This is a genomic window from Rheinheimera lutimaris (assembly GCF_013283795.1).
GTDB classification, from domain to species: Bacteria; Pseudomonadota; Gammaproteobacteria; order Enterobacterales; family Alteromonadaceae; genus Alishewanella; species Alishewanella lutimaris.
On record NZ_JABSOD010000003.1, the window covers coordinates 61,196 to 81,475 of the forward strand.

Here is a 20,280-nt window from a genome sequence, read left to right on the forward strand (position 1 = left end):
ATCAGAACTGGTAAGTGGTCGTCAGATAAACCCGGCGTGGCTCGCCCGGAAAATGCCCGGTACGGTCAATAAAGCCGCTGGTAGCATAGGTTTTATCAAACAGGTTTTTCACATTCAATTGCACCAGCCAGTTTTGCCATTCGGTTTGCCAGCTGATATCAAACACCGTATAAGCTTTTACCACCTGGCCGCCAATACTTTGTTGTTTGCCAACGTAGTCAACCCCGGCGGCAAAAGATGAATGCAGTGCCGGCAGTTCATAGCGGCTCCAGACACCCACCTGATGTTGTGGCGCATTGGCAAAGCGGCCGTTAAACGCATTGGTAATGCCGTCGTTGTCTTGTACTACCAGGGTATCGTTGTAAGCGTAGCTTAAGTTCATTACCCAGTTGTCGGTTAAATCACCTAATACATCCAGCTCAAAGCCACGGCTACGCACTTCGCCCAGCGCCAGTAAATCATCCTGGCCATCGTTAGCCACATCACCGCGCGGATCAGCCTGCAGAATATTTTTCCGGGTAATTTCATACACGGCGGTATTAAGCCGCACGCTATCGTTTAACAGCGAAAAACGTACACCGGCTTCATATAACCGCGAGGTTTCCGGCTCAAACGGCCCGCCCACGTTCTGTGCCTGCGAGGCAGCATCCTGTGGCACAAAGCCGGTAGCAACAACCAGATAACCGCGGGCATAGTCGGTTAGCTGGTAGGTACTACCCAGCCGCCACGACGTATCATTACCCGATACTTTGCTGCCGTCACGCTTATTGGTGTCTTCAAAGCTGTCCCAGCGCAGGCCCAGCAGCAGGTTCCAGTTGTCCGACAGTGTTACCTGGTCTTGCAGGTAAAGGCCCTTACGCACGGTTTCATTATCGGTAATGTTGGGTGTTAAGGCGTCAAGGTTATAATCGGCCCGGCTGGTCAGGCCATATACCGGGTCGCGCAGGCTCAGGCCTGGCACAGTACCACCGTTTTCACGCGGTATGGCGTTACGGCCGGAGAAATAGGAATCCTGTTGTAAATAGTCAGCACCCACTAACAGCGTATGCTCAATATCAGCGGTGCTTAGCTCAACAATATTGTTCCAGGTCAGGCTGAGCGAGTCATTCTCGCGGTTTTGATCACGAAACTGGCGGCGGCAGTAATCAATAACGCCATCACCGTCAGTGTCATAACTGCAAAACGGTTCATGGTAGTTTTGCAGCTCCTGGTTCTGGTAGCCACGCACGGTAATATCAGTGCTCCACCGGCTGCTAACCTGATGTTCTAACCTCGCCTGATACACTTCGGCGGTTAACAGCTGAAAGTCACTGCTTTCGTTATGGTTCCAGCTGCGGTCGGCCAGAAAGTTACCGGCTGCATCGGTAACTACGCCACGCAAGCGGGCGCCACCGTAATCTTGCTCTACGTCGGTGTATTGCAGTGTCAGCGTGGTGTCTTGTGTCAGGTCTATGGCGTAACCTAAATCGAGGATCTGGTTTTCCACATCGGTATTTTGCCGGAACGGTTTTTCGCTGTCTTTGTAAATACCGGCACGGTAACGCTGGGCTGCATCATCGGTTAACGGGCCGCTTAGCTCCAGCGAACCGCTGTAAAAACTGTCATTACCCAGGCCCACTTTTAGCTGCCGCTCAGCCACCGCTGTTGGTTTTTTTGTGCTGTAGTTAATCAGGCCGCCGGGGGCCATACTGCCGTAAAGCGCACCAGCCGCGCCTTTTAGCACCTGAATTTCAGCTACGTTAAACAGCTGTGGTACCGCAAAGCCGTTAAACGGGTCGCCGCGCACACCGTCATATAAAATTTCGTCCTGGCGAAAGCCACGAAAGGTTACGCCCGAGTAGCTAAACGCGCTGACGCCACTCATGCTGCGGTAAAGATCTGTAATTTGCCGCGCCGCCTGATCGCGGATCAAGGCTTCGGGTAATACCTGAATATTTTGCGGTACTTCATCCAGCGGTGTGTCGGTGCGGGTAGCCAAGCTGGACGAGTCAACGCGGTACAGCGTTTGCGCCCGGCCTTTCACTTCAATATGTTCCAGCGTAGCAGCAACGCTGCTGGTATCAGCTTGAGTAGCCGCAGAAAACACCAAACCACAGCCAATGGCGACGGCAGAAAAACGCAGATTTACAACAGAAAAGCTCAACATCAGAGTACAACCTGTAGCGCAAGAGGACTAAAACAGGCCGCGAAGTGTAAATGATAACGATTTACATTTCAACGATATTATTCGAAGACCTGCCCCAGGAGCGCTGCTGCCTTGCTGGGCAGCAGCGCAGATATTAACCTTTGTGCTCGGTTTTAATCAGTTTGCCGTGTTGATCAAAGTACTGCCAGTCACCCGACGGCCGGTTGCTGATATAGCTGCCCTGGCTGCGTACCTGGCCATTGGGCCAGTATTCCAGCCATTCACCTTCTTTGCGATCACGCAGGTAATCGCCTTGTTGCTGCGGTTTACCGTTCGGATGAAAGTATTCGGCTTTGCCTTCTTTTAAACCTTTAACATAGTGTTCCTGTTGCTGCGGCCGGCCGTTTAAATGGTACAGTTTGTAGCCGCCATGCGGTTTGTCGTACTCGTATTCGATTTCGCTTTTCAGTTGGCCATTGTCATAGTATTCCTGCGCTAAGCCATGTTTACGGCTGTCATCGTAATGTACCGCCTGAGCCAGGGTGCCATCCTCATACCAGGCTTGCCATAAACCAAACCACTGGCCCTTTTGCATGTTGCCAGCCAGCTTAGGTTCGCCATTGCTGACATAAAACTCCTGATAGTCGCCGCTTTTTACGCCTTTATCCCAGCTCTCAACTTTATAGAGAATATTTTTGGCGGTATAAAACTCCGCTTTACCGTGTTGTTTGTTGTCCTGCCACTGGGTTTTGTAGCGTATTGTGCCTTCCGGAATAAAACCGTAGGTTGGATCGTCAGCCTGGTAATAGTATTCAATCCATTCGCCGGCTTTCTGATTATTGTAGTAATAGCCACTGCTGCGGCGCCGGCCCTGATAGTAAGTAACAAAGCGACCTTCGGTTTTACCGTCAACAAACTCCTGTTCTTTCGACTTTTCGCCCTGATAATAGTTTATCCAGTTGCCGTGGCGCTTGTTATTAACGTAGTTGCCTTCTTCGGTCAGATCGCCGTTACCGGCCCAATACTGATATTTACCGTGCAAAGCAAACTTATACTCTGATGGCTGTTTTTCCGCGGCATAATGCTCCAGTTTTTGCGGTTTGCCACTGTCATAGAAGCTCTGATAACGCCCGGTTAACTGACCCTCTTTACGCTCGCCTTCTTCGCGTAAAATGCCGTTCATATGCCAGCTTTTAAAGGGCCCGCTTAACTGGCCATCGACGTAGCTGTTATGTTCACGCGGCTCACCGGACGAGTAAAACGTTTTGCTCAGGCCGTGGCGTTTACCGGCTTTATACTGTGTTTCTTCAACCAGCTTGTCAGCCTGAAAACGTTTATGCACACCGTCACGCTCGCCCATAACAAAAGCGGATAACTCTATCGGCTGGCCATTATCCTGATAGCTTTCATTGGCGCCATGCAACGGAAACTGGCCATTGGCGCTGCGTTCTGTGGTGTGATAGCTAATGCGCTTAGACAGTTCGCCGTTGCTGTGGTAAGACAGTTGTTCACCAGCGAACATGCCATCAATATACTGCTGTTTTTGCAGCAGTTGGCCGTCGTCAGCAAACCATTTTTGTTCACCATGCTGCTTGCCCTGGTTAAACAGTAATGAGTTCATCAGCTGGCCATTGCTGTGAAACTCACGGCATTCTCCGTGCTTCCCGCCCTGCTGATAATTACACTGACTAACCAAACTGCCATCGATATTGTACTGCTCAGTTAAACCGTGGCGTTTACCGTTGAGGTACTGCACTTTAACCTCAATAGTATCCGCAGCAAAAAACTGCAGCCATTGGCCGTGTTGCTGACCCTGCGCATCATATTCGCCCTGCAGCAAAACGGCGCCCTGTTCGTTTTTGCTTTGATATAACCCGGTTAGCTGGTTGTTGGCGTAAGTCCACTGCTCTGCTACTTCGCCGTTAGGATGGAACGTTTGCCACACACCGTGGCGCAGATTGTCCTGATAGGTTTCAACACTGCGTAATTTACCGTTGTCATAAAAGCGGCTGACATTAATTTTCTCACCGCGCTCAAATTGGCTGGTTTCGATCACCTGGCGCTGGTTGTTAAACCGCTGCCACAGGCCGGTGGCAATACCGGCCTCATAGTGTTCAATTTGTTCGATGCTGCCATCGACAGCAAAGTACTGCCACTGGCCATGCTGCCGCCCGGCCTGATAGTGGCCGCTCAGCACCGGCTGATTACGCTGATCAAATACCTGCCAACCGCCCTGCACCAGGCCCTGTTCAAAGGTCGCCAGGGTGTAGCCCTGAGTGTCCCGTACCAGCCGGTACTCGCCCTGCAGCGCCAGGCCGTTGCTGAGGTTGTAATACACATCAACGCCCTCAACCTGGCGCACGTCGAGCATCCGGCTGGCCAAGGTTTGGCTGGCTATCGCCGAAGGCGCAATAAACACACTAAGCAGTATTGCAACAGCATAAAAACGGACAGGCATGGTTTTGTTCCTGATTTACTGAATATTCCGGCGCAGGATATTAACACAAAGCAGCAACAAGGTAAGCAGAGTTAGTATTTGGTAAATTGCGGACAGCCGGCAGCAACTACCGGCTTAGTTACGATGAAAACCGCAAGACTGGCGGATAATTAACTTGGGCTCGATCTGGCTTACAACAATTGGTTGGTTATTAACCAGTTGCAGTAAGTTATTCACCAGCAATTCACCGGCTTTGGTGGTATCTTGCTGAATAGTGCTCAGTGCCGGGGTGGCAAAAGAGGCCACCGGAATATCATCAAAGCCCATCACAGCAATATCTTCCGGTACGCGTAAATTGCGCCGTTTCAGACAACGCATAACACCGATAGCAATTAAATCGCTGGCACAGAAAATGGCATCAACCTGATGGCCGGCGGCCAGTAATTGTTCAGTAGCGTTGTCGCCGGCACTTTCGGTCGATATGGCATCAAAATGCGGCACCTGCGCTTCACTGATACCGGCCATATTCAGCGCATCAATAAACCCAAGGTAACGCGCACTGAATTCCGGGCTGCCCTCAGAGGCATTGCCGATAAAGGCAAAGCTTTTATGCCCGGTAGCCAGCAGGTGTTCACCGGCTAAACGGCCGCCTTCGCGGTTGTTACTGCGCAGCGTAAATTCCGGATGGCCCAGCACCTCAGCACCCCAGCAAACAAAATGCGTTTCCTGCGCCAGCAGCTTGGCCAGTTTTTCCTCGTAATCTTTGTAGTCACCATAGCCAAGCAGAATAATGCCGTCGGCTTTATTGCTGTCTTCGTAATCGGCGTGCCAGTCGTCACTTAACTGCTGAAACGACACCAATAAATCCTGGCCGCGTTTAGCACAGGCACGGGTAATGCTGCCCAGCATAGATAAAAAAAACGGATTAATTAAAGACTCGTCAGTAGTGGGATCTTCAAACAACAGCAGCGCCAGGGTGCTGCTGCGTTGCTGGCGCAGATTGCTGGCGTTTTTATCAACCTTGTAGTTCAGCTGCCGCGCTATCGCCTGCACTTTCTCGCGCGTTTCCTTGTTTACCTGCGGGCTGTTACGCAGCGCGCGCGACACGGTAGACTGCGATACACCGGCCATGTAAGCAATGTCGAATGAAGTGGCTTTGTCTTTCATCTGCGTGCTCTGCTGTGACAGCGAAATTACTGCATAATACAGCGCAGCCCGATAGCATATCCGACAAGCGCCTTATAATTGTTGTGGCGTTATCATAGAGGGAATTGACGGTGGATTCAATTTCGTTCTGTGTTTGCCACCTGCAGTTATACCACAGCGCTGGCCGGCCCGATCACCTGTGTTGCTAGCAACTGACCATTTGCGGCTGTTCGGTGATCGCCAGCGGCTTATTTACTCTGGGAAACAACACCAACAGCCAGGGCTGCTGTACTGTAGCTGGCGGCGGACAACCGGCGGCAGCATAGCGCGGTTGCAGCGCAATATTAACCTGCTGGTCCACCGCACTGAATCCGGCAACTTGCAGCGTCAAAGCAGCCGGCTGTGCTCCGGACATTACCAATAATACCTGATAGGTTTCAAAGTCAAATGTCTCCGGCGTACCACTGCGATTCAGCACGCGGAAAAATATGTCATCGTAGGCTGCCTGGCTGGCAATAACCTGTAAGCGTTTATCATCACTTTGCGCTGAGTTGCCACCGGCAATAACCTGAAAGGCACTGGTGTCATCTGCGGTTAAATCCTGCACGCAGCCACTTAGCAAACAACATAACGGCAGCAATATTATCAGCACTATAGCTTTCATCCGGGCACCTCAAGATTTTTCCCCAGTGTAGCCAGGCACAGTTGGTCTTACTGTGACTAATCACAGCAAATTGTGAAACATTGTTATGCCGGCTTATGTGCAGCAGCACAACTTGCTACACTTGCACGGCTGAAAATTCGTTTAAAAAAGGTGCAACTTGCCATATTTGTTATTGCTGCTTTGTCTGCTGAGTGTAAACGCGCATGCCGTTGCGACTGCAGACTGCGATCAGGACGCACTGTGTGCGACAGAGCAAGAGCTGCATTTAAGCTTCGCGCTGGGTTATGGTCAGCGCAGTAACCCGCTGTATGGCGGCGAGGCTCTGCCGTTGGTGCTGTTGCCCGATGTGTACTACTACGCCGAACACTGGTTTTTTGACAACGGCAAACTGGGCACCGGTTGGGCCTTGTCAGAGCAATTGCAGCTGAGCCTCATCGGCCAGTTTAATCAGGAAAAAGGTCACTTCCAAAAATGGTTTGGCGGTAACGCCTTTCAATTTAACAGCACCGTACCGGGCATCAATATCATCGACGAACGTTATGGCCCGCTGCAGGTCTCTGTGCAGGAAATCCGCAAACGCCCTACGGCCTTTGATTTAGGCTTGCAACTGGACTGGTTCAGCACCGGCTGGCAGTTGCAGGGCGCGCTGTGGCAAGATATCAGTAACACCTACCAGGGCCAGCATGCCACGCTTAGCGCCGGCCGTAATTGGCAAAGCCGGTTTGGCGACTGGCAGCTGGGTGCCAAATTACACTGGAAAAGCGCCAAACTGATTGATACTTACTATGGCATTGATAATAATGAACCTTTCTATCTGCCGCGCTATAACGGCAAGGCCAGTTGGCAACCTGAGCTACGCCTGAGCTGGCAACGGCCGGTGTCAGAGCGCGTCAGCCTGTTAGCATTTTTGCGCTATTTATCTCTGGACGATGCCATGACTGACAGCCCGCTGGTGAAATCTGACAATGTAACCACCTGGTTCTTTGGCATAAGTTACCGGTTTTATTAATGCCCGGACTTTGGTTGTTGTTGCTACTGAATGGCGTAACACCGCAAGTGCCGACACCACCTTGTGCTGCTGCGGTATGCTGGGATGTCAGCCCGCAAATTTGCGTTACTGAACAACGCGACCAACGCTGCCAAACCCAACTACAATTGAGCTGGCACAGCAGCACACCGTTAACTGCCTGCTTATTTTTAGCGCAGCAGGAATTGCAATGCTGGCACAATGAAACTAACGGCCACTGGCAGCAATTGCTGGCGTGGGAAAACGCCGCACTAACACTGCGCACTGCCGACAACCTGGTTTTGCTGCACACCGATTTAAAAGTGCTGAGCCGCAAACCGGCGCGGCGCCGGCTAAGCAGCCCATGGAGTATATTCTGATGGCAAAAATACTGCTGGTAGAAGACGATATCCGCCTGGCGTCTTTAGTTCAAAGCTTCTTAACCCAGCATGGCTTTGTGGTGCAATTGCAAAGCCAGGGCGATGCTGTGGCCGAACATTGCCGGCAGTTCCAGCCCGATCTTATCGTATTAGATCTGATGCTGCCCGGACTGGATGGTTTTGGTGTGTGCCGGCAAATCCGCCCCTGGTATAAAGGCCCGGTGCTGATGCTAACAGCTAAGCAAAGCGATATTGACCAGGTATTGGGGCTGGAGCTGGGCGCAGACGACTACGTTGTAAAACCGGTAGAGCCACGCGTGCTGGTAGCACGCATTAACGCCCTGCTGCGCCGCAGCCAAACCAACACCAAAACCGAACAGCAGGAATTACAGTTTAACCGCTTGTGGTTAAAGCAACGCTCGCGCGAGGCCTGGTACGACAACGAGCGGGTCGAGCTGACCAGCTACGAGTTTGATTTACTTTGGATGCTGGCGAAACACGCCGGACAAACAGTAAAGCGCGAAGCGATCCACCAACAAATTATTGGCCGTGAATATGACGGCCTCGACCGCACAGTTGATGTGCGCATTTCGCATTTGCGCCGCAAACTGGGTGACAATGCCGAGACGCCGTTTCGCATAAAAACCGTGTGGGGCAAAGGCTATCTGTTTGTCGCTGATGCCTGGCAATAAAACGGCCCGTATCCTTAGCATGCAACGCCTGTTCTGGCATTTTTACTTATTTTTGTTTCTGGTACTGCTGGGTATCGGCTGGGCCGTAGAGCAACTGTGGCAGCAGTGGCAACCGGCTACGGCACCGCCCTGGCTGGAGAGCTACACCAGTTTACTGCAACAACAGGTACAGCAACCACAAAGCAGCTGGCCGCACAGCATTAAACTGCCCTTCAGCGCTCTGCCCGGCAACAGCATCGGCTGGCTGGCGCAAGAACAGCAGCAACTGCAACGCGGTGAGGTATTGGCGCTGTTTGAAGATAATCAGGTGTACTTTTATTACCTGCAACAGCAACAGCTGTGGCGCTTTGGCCCGCTGCCGCTGACACAAAACGATGGCGCTACCTGGTTTACCTTATTGTTTTTTCTGTTACTGGCCATTGCCGTGGCACTTTGGTTATGGCCGGTAGCCCGTGATATACGCCGCTTACAACATAGCCTGCAACGTTTTGCCGACAACAGAGATATTGCGCTAACCTTGCCGGCACGCTCGTTTATTGCCCCGATTGCGCAAAGTTTTGCCGATATGAGTGACCGTATCCGCGACTTACTGAACCTGCAACGCGAAATGACCCATGCCGTATCACACGAACTGCGCACCCCTATCGCAAGGCTGAGCTTTGCGCTGGAAATGGCACAACAACTGCCGGCGCAAGAGCGGCAATTAATGCTGCAGGACGTGCGGGAGCTGCAACAACTGGTAGATGAAATCCTGGATTATGCACGGCTGGAAACCGGCCAGTTGCCGCTGCAATTACAGCAGATTAATTTAATCGAGTTAATTAATAATGTGCAGGAAAAACTGGCGCCGCTGCCCGGTGCCGATATCCGTTTGCAACTGCCTGCCAGCGCTTTGCTGTACGCCGACGGCCATTACCTCGAGCGCGCACTGCAAAACGTGCTGGTTAACGCCAAAAAGTATGCGCAGCAGCACATTCAGCTAACGCTGACAGAGTATAAACAGCATTGGCAAATCAGCGTAGACGACGACGGCCCCGGTGTACCGCCGGAGCTGCGACACCAAATTCTGCAACCGTTTTTCCGCATTGAAGCCAGCCGCAATAAACAAGCCGGCGGCTTTGGTTTAGGCCTGGCAATAGTACAACGGGTTATGCAGTGGCATCAGGGTAGCGTTACCGTAACCGACTCTGCGCAGGGCGGCGCACGCTTTGTGCTTGCCCTGCCACAGCGGCATGCAGCTAAGTTATAAACCGAGGTTTTTCAAAAAGTCGTCGTCCATATCCACCTCAACGTTAACTGTATTTTCCGGCGTGTATTGCTGCGCATTGGCCAGAATGTCATCCGGGTGCTCCTGCGCCACTTTGTCAAAGTCATGCAATTGAATAAACTCGGTTTTATCCATGGCCAGCTCCAGATAAAAAATATTGTGCTCCGGTGTACTGAAGGTAACACGGCGCGCTTGCGGCTGGTCCAGCTGGGTATTAATCAGAATTTGTACTTGCTTGTTAATCGCCATCATTTTAGGTTGGCTTTGATTAATCGATGTTTGCAAGTCGTAGCGCACGGTGTTGGTAAAAGCACCGACGATCTGGTTCATCAGTTCGCCCATCACATTACCTACTTCGTCTGAGGTATGAAATTGCGCCAGCTCTTCTTCCGGCATACCCATGCTCATCAGGTACTTTTTATAAATTTCCATTGCAGCCTGGGCGGTAAAATTAATTATCACCAGCCCGGAGAACCCACCGTCAAACAACACAAAGCAGCCCAAGTCGGGCCGTAAACAGGTTTTTTGAATTTTTTGTACCATGGGCGAGTAAGCAACGTTGTGGTTACCGGCGCCGGACAGCACCTTAGTTACCGACTGACACAGCGTCAGTAAAATTTCATCTGTAGTAATAATCTTGGTTTTTTTCATTGTTATATCCTGACCTGCTGAATTACTTCAGTATAAGCGCAATCCATGCTGTTAGGCTATTTTGTTCCGTCGCCGGCTTGCGTTTTATCACGCAACATTGCGGCCAGCTCACCGCTTTGCGCTAATTGTGCCAGGCCGCGGTTAAATGCCTCTGCGTGCTCCGGTTGCCAGCATGCCGCCGGATAAGATTGCGCAGCAAACAGCGGATGCACCGTGAGCTTGATATGCGGTGCCAGCTCTGTTGCCAGATGAAGCAATACGCGCCGCTCGCCAATTACCAATTGCACTCTCTCACTGAACAGCAACTCCAGTTGCAGTTTACGCTCAGCCAGTTCCAGATAACCGGCCGTGCTGACAGCTTGCGCAAAATCGCTGCCCAGTATCTGTTTTGCCTGTTGGTAAGCTGCAATACGCTTGTCTGCCAGATCCTGCAATGTCTCCACCTTCAAGCCTGCGTCTTGCAGGCTGATAGCAACATCCTGAAACGGCAGATAAGCTTGGGTATAGCTTGCGCCGTCTACCGCTATCGCAACCGGCGAGGCGCAATCGAGCTTTTTATCGCTGAATTGCTTTAATAAACGACTGTAGCTGTACAGTTCATATTGCACTTCATAGCCGGCATTGGCGAAGATACGCGATACCAGCCGGTATTCTGTACCCTCCGGCTCGCCTTCTCCGTTGTAAAAGGACCAGGGGGCAGATAAATGCAAGCCAACACGCAGCGGCTGCGCCTGTATTAGCATAGCCTGCAGCAGCATAAATAAGAGCATAAGGTAGCGCCAACGCGACATAACAACCAACAGCTTTATCTAATGTAACTGCATTACACTGCTTTGCGCCGCTAAATGCAAATTGCGCTTAGCGTGGCCGACATATTTAGTAACCCATTTTTACACGGCGTTGTTAGGTGCCGGCGGCAAAACCGCGTATTATATAGCCCCGCTGAATTAAGAGCTTAGAACCCATGTCTCGCAAACCTGCCGGTTGGATCATTATATTGCTGGCCGCTGTTGTCGCTACCACACCACTGGCGATTGATATGTACCTGCCTGCTATGCCCATTATGGCGCAGCAGCTGAATACTTCTATTGGTATGGTGCAGCAATCACTGAGTATTTTCCTGGCTTTCTTTGGTATCAGCATGCTGATCTGCGGCCCGCTGGCCGACAGCTTTGGCCGCCGGCCGCTGGCTATTTTCGGTTTAACCGGTTTTGTGCTGGCCAGCATTGCCTTAAGTTTAGTCAGTACCATAGAGTGGTTTTTATTCTGGCGGGCATTGCAGGCGCTGTGCGGCGCGGCAGCAACGGTAGTAGTACCCGGCATAGTGCGGCATATTTATCAGGAGCATACGGCTAAAGGCATGTCTTATGTGTCGATGATTATGATGCTGGCGCCGCTGCTGGCACCGGCCATCGGCAGTGGTGTGCTGTGGTTGGCGAACTGGCAGATGATCTTTGTCACCCTGGCCGGCTATGGCGTGATTATTTTACTGCTAAGCTGGCGTTATCTGCCGGAAATAAAACCGGCCGGCTCGCCGCAAAAGGTAGCCTTTTTTGCCGGCTATAAAGTGGTGTTTTCCTGCGCTTCAGCGCGGCCGGATATTGCTACCTCGATGTTTGCCTCGTTTTCATTCTTTTGTTTTTTAACCGCAGTGCCGTTTGTTTATATCAAGTTCTTTGGCGTAGACGAGCAGCTGTTCAGCTTGTTGTTTGGTTTTAACGTGGCGATGTTAATGCTGGCCAACTTTATCAACAGCCGGCTGGTTACCCGCCTTGGGCCACAGCGCATGTTACGCGCCGGCCTGGTGCTGGCAATCATCAGTGCCAGCGCGTTAACGCTGTTTAACTTTTGGCAGTTGGACCTGGTGTACACCGTACTGAGTATCGCACCGCTAATGGCCAGCTTAAGCCTGATTGCCACTAATGCGGATGCGATGATCCTGATGAAGTTTCCGGATAACAGCGGTACGGCCACAGCGGTAATCGGCACACTACGCTTTGGTATCGGTGCTTTGGCGGGACCTTTACTGGCACTGTTTTATAACGGCACACCACTGCCATTCTCATTGCTGATGTTAGTGGGCGTGCTGTGTATTGCGGTAAGTCAGTTGTGGCACAAACCTGCCGAACAGCCGGTTAAGGCCGGCACGGATTAAATTTTACAGGCACCGCCGCTACATTCATCATCTTCGTCGCCATATTGTGGTTCGTCAGCACGGTTCAACTCTTCTTGCTGCTGACGTTCAACATTTTGCTCAGCAGCAGCAAAGTCCAGATGGTCTAAATCAAAATCCAGCTCAGACATAGTCATTTCTCCTGCGTGAAACACGCCCTTTATTAAACGTCCTTAGTGTAGCAAAGGCCGGCGGCAGACTAAAGCCGCCCGCCGGCTTATTATCAGCGGTTTGCCAGCGCGGTTAGCGACACGAGACTGATTACTTGGCAGCCGTTACTTGGTATCATAGCGCCACTTTTTTTCGCCGCAGCAGTTGCAGGAGCACCACATGACCACTCTTACTCTACAAACTCCGGATGATTGGCATTTACACTTTCGTGACGGCGATATGCTGCGCGAAACCGTACCGGCCACAGCACGTCAATTTGCCCGCGCTATTGTTATGCCCAATTTAGTGCCGCCGGTTACTACCGCAGCCATGGCAGTAGCCTACCGCGAGCGTATTTTAGCCGCACGCCCGGCCGGCAGTAACTTTCAGCCTTTGGTAACCTTATTTTTAACCGATAAAACCTCAACTGCCGACATCAGCGCCGCCAAGGCTGCCGGAGTAGTCGCGGCCAAATTGTATCCGGCCGGCGCCACCACTAATTCCAGCGATGCAGTAAGTGCTCTGGACAGCCTGTATCCGGTGTTTGAAGCCATGGCAGAGCAAGGCATGTTGCTGTTGGTGCATGGCGAAGTAACTGATCACGATATTGATATTTTTGACCGGGAAAAAGTGTTTATCGACCGCTATCTGCAGCATATCGTCGCGCGGCTGCCGACATTAAAAGTGGTGTTTGAACATATTACCACTGCCGATGCAGCCGCCTTTGTGGCCCAGGCATCAAACAATGTTGCCGCGACTATTACACCGCAGCATTTACTGTTAAACCGTAACGATTTATTAGTTGGTGGCGTACGGCCGCACAACTACTGCCTGCCGGTGTTAAAACGCCGCACGCATCAGGACGCACTGCGCGCTGCGGTAGCCTCGGGTTCAACAAAGTTTTTCTTAGGTACAGACTCTGCGCCGCATGAAAAGCACCGCAAAGAATCCGCCTGTGGTTGCGCCGGCTGTTACAGCGCCCATAGCGCAATAGAGCTATACGCCCAGGTGTTTGATGACTTAGGTGTGCTGGATAAACTGGAAGGCTTTGCCAGCCACTATGGCGCCGACTTCTATGGCCTGCCACGCAATACCGGTACGGTTACGCTGCAAAAACAGCAATGGCAGGTACCGGGTGAGATTATCCTGCCTAACGGCAACCCGATAGTGCCATTCTATGCCGGTGAAACATTAAACTGGAAATTACTATAATCATGAGGCGCTGCAGCATCAGTTTAATGCTGCAGCGCCTTTTCATACTCCAGACAAAACTGATCAAATTCGCTGACAGACATCTTTATTACTTCATCTGCCGTAGAAAAATACAATTCGCCTAAATTTTCAAAGTATATCGGTTGGCCAACATCTGCCGGGGAAACAACCCGCTTGGTTTCTGTGTGACACAATAATCCGTTCAGTCTGATCCACATTTATCTGTCCTTAGATAACACACTATTCTTTAATAACCGCCGTCAATATTGTTTTGCTGCCGGCGTGCCTAATGCTAAAGCCAGATTATTTTACCCGGAAACGTCACAATGTAAACAATACAAATCACTTAAACACATTAAATTAACTTTTAAGATAACTCAGCAATCGCTCCAGCGCGCGATAACTTAATGCTTCCATTAAGTGGGCGCGGCTTATTTGTGCCTGCTGCTGTAAATCAGCAATGCTGCGCGCCACTTTAATAATCTTATGGTAAGTGCGGGCCGACAGTTTAAAGCGATGAATGGTGTCTTCCAAAAAGCGTGCATCGGCTTGCTGTAACGGGCAAAAATCGGCAATCTCACTGCCGCTTAAACGGGCGTTAGCTTTACCCTGGCGTGCCAGTTGTAACTGCCTGGCAGCCAATACCCGTTCGCGCACACTGGCACTGCTTTCTTCCTGCGTATGCTGGCTTAACATGCCTTTTGGCAGCAACGGCACCTCAATTTGCAGCTCTATGCGGTCAATAAAAGGCCCGGATAAACGGTTTAAATAACGCATAACTTGCTCAGGCGTGGCGCGGCCATCCTGATGATGGCCGGTCGGACTGGGGTTTAATGCCGCCACCAGCTGGAACTGCGCCGGAAACTCGGCCTGGCGCGCGGCACGGCTGATGTGCACCACCCCGGTTTCCAGCGGTTCGCGTAACACATCCAGCACCTTACGCGGGAATTCCGGCAGCTCATCGAGGAACAAAATGCCGTGGTGCGACAAAGATATTTCTCCGGGCCTGGGCACAGAGCCCCCACCCACCAGAGCCACAGCCGAACTGGTGTGGTGCGGGCTGCGAAACGGCCGCTGCTGCCAGTCGGTTAAATTACGCTTTAAACCGGCAATAGAGTAAATAGCAGCGGTGGCCAACGCTTCCTGTTCGGTTAGCGGCGGCATTATGCCGGGCAGGCGCTGCGCCAGCATCGATTTACCGGTGCCGGCCGGCCCCAGCATTAACAGGTTATGCTCGCCGGCCGCGGCAATTTCTAACACCCGTTTGGCATGCGCCTGGCCTTTTACATCGGCAAGATCCGGCATATGTTGTTGTTCACGCAGCGGTAACGACGGTATTGCCGGCAGCGGCTGCTGCGCCAGTAAAAAACTGTGCACCTGCAGCAAATGTTCAGCACCGTGTACGGCAACCTTGGGCACTTGCTGCGCTTGCTGCGCATTTAACATTGGCAGCACTACTTCGCGGCCGGCATCACGGCAGGCTATCGCTACCGGAATTTCCCCAACGATAGTGCGGATCTCACCGGACAGCGCCAGCTCACCGCAAAACTCATAGCCTTGCAGGCTTTTTTCCGCCAGCTGGCCTGAGGCTACAATAATGCCCAGCGCTATGGGTAAATCGAAGCGACCGCCTTCTTTGGGTAAATCGGCCGGGGCTAAATTGACAGTAATTTTGCGGTCGGGGAAGGCAAAACCACTGTTTACCATGGCGCTGCGCACACGGTCGCGTGATTCTTTCACCGAGGTTTCCGGCAAACCGACTAACTGAAAAGCCGGCAAGCCATTACTGATATGCACCTCTACTGTAACCAGGGGGGCATCCAGGCCATGGCGGGCGCGGCTGTATACAACGGCCAGTGACATCCTGTCTCCGCTAACAACGAAAAGATAATTAATATTTATTCAAATGTTAAATATATGCAAGTAAAGCGGCTATTAATTAGCTTATTAACGCGGAAAATAACCGCAGCAAGCATAACAGAGCGGATATAAACGGTTATGCTAAGCTTGTTGCAGCATATCTGCGGCAGCCATTTTAGCCGTACCCCCAACAGCCATAATACGGAGGCCGGATGACATCTCCAGGCTTACACCGCTGCTTGCGCCACCCTTGGTGGGCGCTGTTTTTCTCATTACTGCTGATTGCGCTGTGCAGTATCGGCATGGGCAAGCTGTATTTTCGCGGCGACTACCGCATTTTTTTCTCACCACAAAATCCGCAACTGCTGGCGTTTGAGCAGATGCAATATGACTTTAATAAAAGCGATAACTTGCTGATTGCCGTGGTGCCGCAAGATGGCAACGTTTTCACTGCTGACACCCTGACCCTGCTGCAGCAACTGACAGAAGCCGCCTGGCTTACACCTTATGCAATCCGCGTCGATTCTGTTACTAACTATCAGCACACCGAAGCGGACAACGATGATTTACTGGTGGCCGATTTACTTTACGACCCGGCCAGCTTAACGCCTGACAGCATAGCGCGGATTAAACAGATAGCACTGCAGGAGCCGGCACTGGTAAACCGGCTGGTGTCAGCCAGCGGTGCCGTGGCCGCCATTAATATTACCGTGCAGTTGCCGGAGAAAGACCAAAATAAAGAAGTGCAGGATGTGTGGCAGTATATGCGCCAGCAAACAGACGACTTTGCCACGCGCTACCCGGGGGTGGAGTTTCACCTGACCGGGGTTATCGCCATGAACCATGCTTTTGCTTCAGAGGCAGAAAACGACGCAAAAAACCTGGTACCGCTGATGTTGCTCGGCATCTTAGTCATGCTGGCCTGGTTGCTACGCTCGGTTACCGCCTCCTTTGCTACTCTGGTCATCATTATCGTTAGCGTAACCTCCGCGCTGGGTCTGGCGGGCTGGGCCGGCATTTTCCTAAGTACTGCCACCATTAATGTGCCGACCATTTTAATGACACTGGCGGTAGCCGACTCGGTGCATATTATCGCCTCGGCGCAGTTTGCCCTGCGCCGCGGTGACACTAAGCTGAACGCGCTGCACTACAGCATTTCGCGCAACCTTAAACCGGTGTTGATCACCAGCATTACTACAGCAATCGGCTTTTTAACACTGAACTTCTCTGAAGTGCCGATTCTGCGCGACCTGGGCAATATGACGGCGGCAGGCGTTATGCTGGCCTGCCTGTACAGTCTGGTACTGCTACCGGTGTTGTTGCTGTTGTTACCGCTGAAAGCCGGCAAAGCCACTGCCGATACCCACGGCGCCATGGACTGGCTGGCCGACACGGTTATTCGTTATCAGCGGCTGTTACTGCCTGGCTTAAGTATCTTTATTTTACTTTGCACTGCCCTGATCAGCCTGAACAAAGTGAATGATGAAGCCATTAAATACTTTGCCGAATCGACGGAGTTTCGCCAATCAAATGACTTTTTGGAGCAAAATCTCAGCGGCTTTACGCTAATGGACTTCTCCGTCAACGCCGGGCAAAGCAATGCGGTAAACCAACCGGAATTTTTGGCAGCGGTCGACGATTTCAGCCAGTGGTTACTGGCGCAGCCGGAAGTTACTCATGTCAACACTGTTACTGATGTGATAAAACGGCTGAACAAAAATATGCACGGCGACAATCAGGCCTTTTACCGCCTGCCGGACAGCAGCGAGCAAGCCGCGCAGTTTTTATTAATGTATGAAATGTCACTGCCGTTTGGTCTGGATCTCAACAACCAGCTTAATATTGATAAAAGTGCTACCCGCATCAGCGCCACACTGCGTAACTTGGGCAGTAAAGAGCTTACCGGGCTCGAAGCACGGGCACTGCAGTACATGGCAGAGCAATATCCACACTACAAGGTAACTGCCGCCAGTGCAGCATTGATGTTTGCCCATATCGGCGAGCGCAATATGGCGTCGATGTTAAAAACCCTGCCACTGGCACTGGTGTTAATTTCACTGCTGCTGATCTTCAGCTTGCAATCGTGGCGGCTGGGCTTACTCAGTATGGTGCCCAACATAGCGCCGGCATTGGTGGGCTTTGGCCTGTGGGGGCTGATCAGCGGTGAAATTAATCTGGCGCTGTCGGTAGTCGCCGGTATGAGTTTGGGCATTATCGTTGATGACACAGTGCATTTTCTCAGCAAATATCAACACGCGCGGCAAGAAGGCCGCGATGCCGAGGCCGCCGTACGCTATGCTTTTCACAGTGTCGGCCGCGCGCTATGGATCACCACCCTGGTGCTGGTAGCCGGTTTTGGCGTGCTGATGTTTTCCGGTTTCCGGCTAAACTCAGATATGGGTATGCTAACCGCACTTATTATCTTTATTGCGCTATTGATTGATTTTCTGTTGCTGCCGGCCTGCCTGCTGCGCTTTGACAACCCCCGGGAGAAACACCATGTATAAGCCACTTTGCCGCACCACTGTTTTATTATGTGGCCTGCTGCTGGCTGCAGCCGCGCCGGCCGACGATGTCGCCAAAGGCCTGCAGATAGCACAAGAGCAAAAAGCCCGCGACACAGGTTGGGGCGACAGCGAAAGCGAGCTGATTATGGTACTGCGTAATGCCGCCGGCCAGCAAACCGAGCGCCGCATGCGTACCCTGGCATTTGAAATGCCGGACGACGGCGATAAAGCCCTGACCATTTTTGATGAACCGCGCGACGTGCGTGGCTCGGCTTTTCTTACCCACTCGCACCCTACCGCAGAAGATGACCAATGGCTGTATTTGCCCAGTCTGCGCCGAACGCGGCGTATTGCCACACGTAATAAATCCGGTCCTTTTATGGCCAGCGAATTTGCCTATGAAGATATGACCTCATTCGAACTGGAAAAATTTGCCTTTCGCTACCTGCGCGATGAAAACTGCAATGACCAGCTGTGTTTTGTATTGGAGCAAACGCCCACCGACAGTTTCTCCGGTTACAGCACCACCCATGTTTGGCTTGACCAGCAGCACTACCGGGTGCAAAAGGTAGATTATTACGACCGGAAAAACAGCCTGCTGAAAACCCTGACCATGCACGACTACCAGCAGTACCTGGATAAGTACTGGCGGCCGCACAAAATGACCATGCATAATCACCAAACCGGCAAGAGCACCGATTTATTGCTGCAAAGTATCCGCTTTGGTACCGGCCGCACCGAAGCCGACTTTGACGTTAACGCCCTGGAGCGGGCACGGTGATTAACCGGCCGCTTACCGTGCTTACGGCGCTGGTATCAGCGTTTAACCTTGCGGCGCAAGATAACCCGACCTCCTGGTATCAGAACATTAATGCCGACTACAGCCTGCAATGGCAGCAGCGTTATTATCCGCAACAAGGCGAGCCGGGGCAGGCACAGCACTACAGCAGTGCCGCCTTCAGCGCCGACTGGTATTGGCAAAGCGCTGACCGGCGGCATCAGTTGGCATTGCAACCTTACCTGCGTTGGGACCAGCGCGACAACGAGCGGAACTTGCTGGATTTACGCCAGGCTTACTGGCAATACGTTGGCGACGGTTTCGATATAAAAGCCGGCGTCGATATCGTGTTTTGGGGGGTAACCGAATCACAGCACCTGGTCGATGTCATCAATCAAACCGACGCTGTAGCCAGTGTTGATGGCGAAACTAAACTGGGGCAGCCCATGCTGAACTGGAACCTGCATGGCAGTGCCGGTAGCCTGGAATTATACTTACTGCCGTATTTTCGCGAACGCAGCTTCGCCGGGCCGGATGGCCGCTTGCGACCTCCGTTTGTTGTCGACCAGAGCCAGCCACAGTATGAGTCGGCGCAGGCTGAACGCAACCTTGACTTTGCCCTGCGCTGGAGCCGGCGTTTTGCGGCGTTGGAGCTGGGGCTGAGTTATTTTGAAGGCAATAACCGCGAAGCGCTATTGCAACCTACAGCGCAAAACACGCTGCAACCCCAGCGCCTGCAACCACAGTACCTGCAAATGCAGCAGTTGGGGTTAGACAGCTTATGGCTTAGCGGCAGCTGGATTTGGAAACTGGAAAGCATTTACCGCAAAACCCGGCAGCAAGACTTTGTCGCCGCCACGGCCGGTTTTGAGTATACCCATGTTGGCTTGTTTGGCAGCAATTGGGATCTGGGCTGGATAGCCGAGTATCAATACGACAGCCGTGACCAACAGGCGCCGGTACCCGGCCAGAACGATATTTTTGTCGGTGGCCGCTTTGTAGTAAACGATATCGGCGGTACAGAAATACTGCTGGGCATAGCACAAGACCTGGACAACAGCGGCAGCCAAAGCGGTAAGCTGGAAGCGTCTACCCGACTGGGCAACAGCAGCCGTTTAAGACTGGATGCGTGGTTTTTCCGCAGCGACTTCAACACAGATCCGCTGTATTTAATCCGCCGCGACGACTTTCTGCAGCTGAGTTTAGATTACTACTTTTAGCGCCCGTCTTAG

The 20,280-nt window shown here is 52.1% G+C and carries 18 protein-coding genes; 9 read left to right on the plus strand and 9 right to left on the minus strand.

Features of this window, described 5'->3' with window-relative positions; all coding sequences use genetic code 11:
* Position 1: 1 nt before the first annotated feature.
* The 4 genes from HRH59_RS03480 to HRH59_RS03495 all read right to left on the minus strand — a co-directional run bounded on the left by HRH59_RS03480 (position 2) and on the right by HRH59_RS03495 (position 6,372).
* Complete coding sequence (locus HRH59_RS03480) at positions 2-2,146, minus strand: TonB-dependent siderophore receptor (RefSeq protein ID WP_173499882.1); 2,145 nt, start codon at positions 2,144-2,146, stop codon at positions 2-4.
* 133 nt (positions 2,147-2,279) lie between these two features.
* The gene (locus HRH59_RS03485; RefSeq protein WP_173499883.1) at positions 2,280-4,583 is read right to left on the minus strand and encodes a toxin-antitoxin system YwqK family antitoxin; all 2,304 of its coding nucleotides are present in this window, start codon (positions 4,581-4,583) and stop codon (positions 2,280-2,282) included.
* A gap of 114 nt (positions 4,584-4,697) precedes the next feature.
* Positions 4,698-5,729, minus strand: coding sequence for a LacI family DNA-binding transcriptional regulator (locus HRH59_RS03490; RefSeq protein WP_173499884.1), 1,032 nt, complete (start codon positions 5,727-5,729; stop codon positions 4,698-4,700).
* 184 nt (positions 5,730-5,913) lie between these two features.
* Positions 5,914-6,372: a hypothetical protein gene (locus tag HRH59_RS03495; protein WP_173499885.1), complete on the minus strand. Its 459-nt coding sequence runs from the start codon at positions 6,370-6,372 to the stop codon at positions 5,914-5,916.
* A gap of 157 nt (positions 6,373-6,529) precedes the next feature.
* Between HRH59_RS03495 and HRH59_RS03500 the strand changes: the two genes are divergently transcribed.
* Genes HRH59_RS03500 through HRH59_RS03515 form a run of 4 tightly spaced genes read left to right on the plus strand, consistent with a single transcriptional unit; the run spans position 6,530 to position 9,699 of the window.
* On the plus strand, positions 6,530-7,381 hold the full coding sequence (locus tag HRH59_RS03500; RefSeq protein ID WP_173499886.1) for a MipA/OmpV family protein: 852 nt from the start codon (positions 6,530-6,532) through the stop codon (positions 7,379-7,381).
* Complete coding sequence (locus HRH59_RS03505; protein WP_173499887.1) at positions 7,381-7,758, plus strand: DUF3019 domain-containing protein; 378 nt, start codon at positions 7,381-7,383, stop codon at positions 7,756-7,758. Before HRH59_RS03500 ends, HRH59_RS03505 begins: the two co-directional genes overlap by 1 nt.
* A complete protein-coding gene (locus tag HRH59_RS03510; RefSeq protein WP_173499888.1) occupies positions 7,758-8,450 on the plus strand; it encodes a response regulator transcription factor in 693 nt (230 codons plus the stop codon). The genes HRH59_RS03505 and HRH59_RS03510 overlap by 1 nt, the downstream gene beginning before the upstream one ends.
* A gap of 19 nt (positions 8,451-8,469) precedes the next feature.
* The gene (locus HRH59_RS03515; RefSeq protein WP_173499889.1) at positions 8,470-9,699 is read left to right on the plus strand and encodes an ATP-binding protein; all 1,230 of its coding nucleotides are present in this window, start codon (positions 8,470-8,472) and stop codon (positions 9,697-9,699) included.
* On the opposite strand, the gene HRH59_RS03520 is transcribed toward HRH59_RS03515, so the two are convergent.
* Positions 9,694-10,368: a DUF3334 family protein gene (locus HRH59_RS03520; protein ID WP_173499890.1), complete on the minus strand. Its 675-nt coding sequence runs from the start codon at positions 10,366-10,368 to the stop codon at positions 9,694-9,696. The genes HRH59_RS03515 and HRH59_RS03520 overlap by 6 nt on opposite strands.
* A gap of 56 nt (positions 10,369-10,424) precedes the next feature.
* A complete protein-coding gene (locus HRH59_RS03525) occupies positions 10,425-11,138 on the minus strand; it encodes a substrate-binding periplasmic protein (protein WP_173499891.1) in 714 nt (237 codons plus the stop codon).
* A gap of 194 nt (positions 11,139-11,332) precedes the next feature.
* Here HRH59_RS03525 and HRH59_RS03530 point away from each other — a divergent pair, with 194 nt between their 5' ends.
* The gene (locus HRH59_RS03530; protein WP_173499892.1) at positions 11,333-12,523 is read left to right on the plus strand and encodes a Bcr/CflA family efflux MFS transporter; all 1,191 of its coding nucleotides are present in this window, start codon (positions 11,333-11,335) and stop codon (positions 12,521-12,523) included.
* Here HRH59_RS03530 and HRH59_RS03535 read toward each other — a convergent pair.
* A complete protein-coding gene (locus tag HRH59_RS03535; RefSeq protein ID WP_173499893.1) occupies positions 12,520-12,672 on the minus strand; it encodes a hypothetical protein in 153 nt (50 codons plus the stop codon). The genes HRH59_RS03530 and HRH59_RS03535 overlap by 4 nt on opposite strands.
* 199 nt (positions 12,673-12,871) lie before the next feature.
* On the opposite strand from HRH59_RS03535, the gene pyrC reads away from it, so the two are divergent.
* A complete protein-coding gene (gene pyrC, locus HRH59_RS03540; RefSeq protein WP_173499894.1) occupies positions 12,872-13,903 on the plus strand; it encodes a dihydroorotase in 1,032 nt (343 codons plus the stop codon).
* Positions 13,904-13,926: 23 nt separating this feature from the next.
* Here pyrC and HRH59_RS03545 read toward each other — a convergent pair whose 3' ends face one another.
* Entirely contained in the window at positions 13,927-14,121 is a 195-nt protein-coding gene (locus tag HRH59_RS03545) for a hypothetical protein (RefSeq protein ID WP_173499895.1), read from the minus strand.
* Positions 14,122-14,263: 142 nt separating this feature from the next.
* Complete coding sequence (locus HRH59_RS03550) at positions 14,264-15,766, minus strand: YifB family Mg chelatase-like AAA ATPase (RefSeq protein WP_173499896.1); 1,503 nt, start codon at positions 15,764-15,766, stop codon at positions 14,264-14,266.
* Positions 15,767-15,975: 209 nt separating this feature from the next.
* On the opposite strand from HRH59_RS03550, the gene HRH59_RS03555 reads away from it, so the two are divergent.
* From HRH59_RS03555 to HRH59_RS03565, 3 genes are read left to right on the plus strand one after another with little or no spacing between them, the layout of a single operon-like run.
* Positions 15,976-18,270: an efflux RND transporter permease subunit gene (locus HRH59_RS03555; RefSeq protein WP_173499897.1), complete on the plus strand. Its 2,295-nt coding sequence runs from the start codon at positions 15,976-15,978 to the stop codon at positions 18,268-18,270.
* Positions 18,263-19,051 (plus strand): outer membrane lipoprotein-sorting protein, encoded by a 789-nt coding sequence (locus HRH59_RS03560; RefSeq protein WP_173499898.1) that lies wholly within the window; start codon positions 18,263-18,265, stop codon positions 19,049-19,051. Before HRH59_RS03555 ends, HRH59_RS03560 begins: the two co-directional genes overlap by 8 nt.
* Positions 19,048-20,268 carry a hypothetical protein gene (locus HRH59_RS03565; RefSeq protein ID WP_173499899.1) on the plus strand — a complete coding sequence of 407 codons (1,221 nt, stop codon included), beginning with the start codon at positions 19,048-19,050 and terminating at the stop codon, positions 20,266-20,268. Before HRH59_RS03560 ends, HRH59_RS03565 begins: the two co-directional genes overlap by 4 nt.
* The last annotated feature ends 12 nt before the right edge of the window (positions 20,269-20,280 follow it).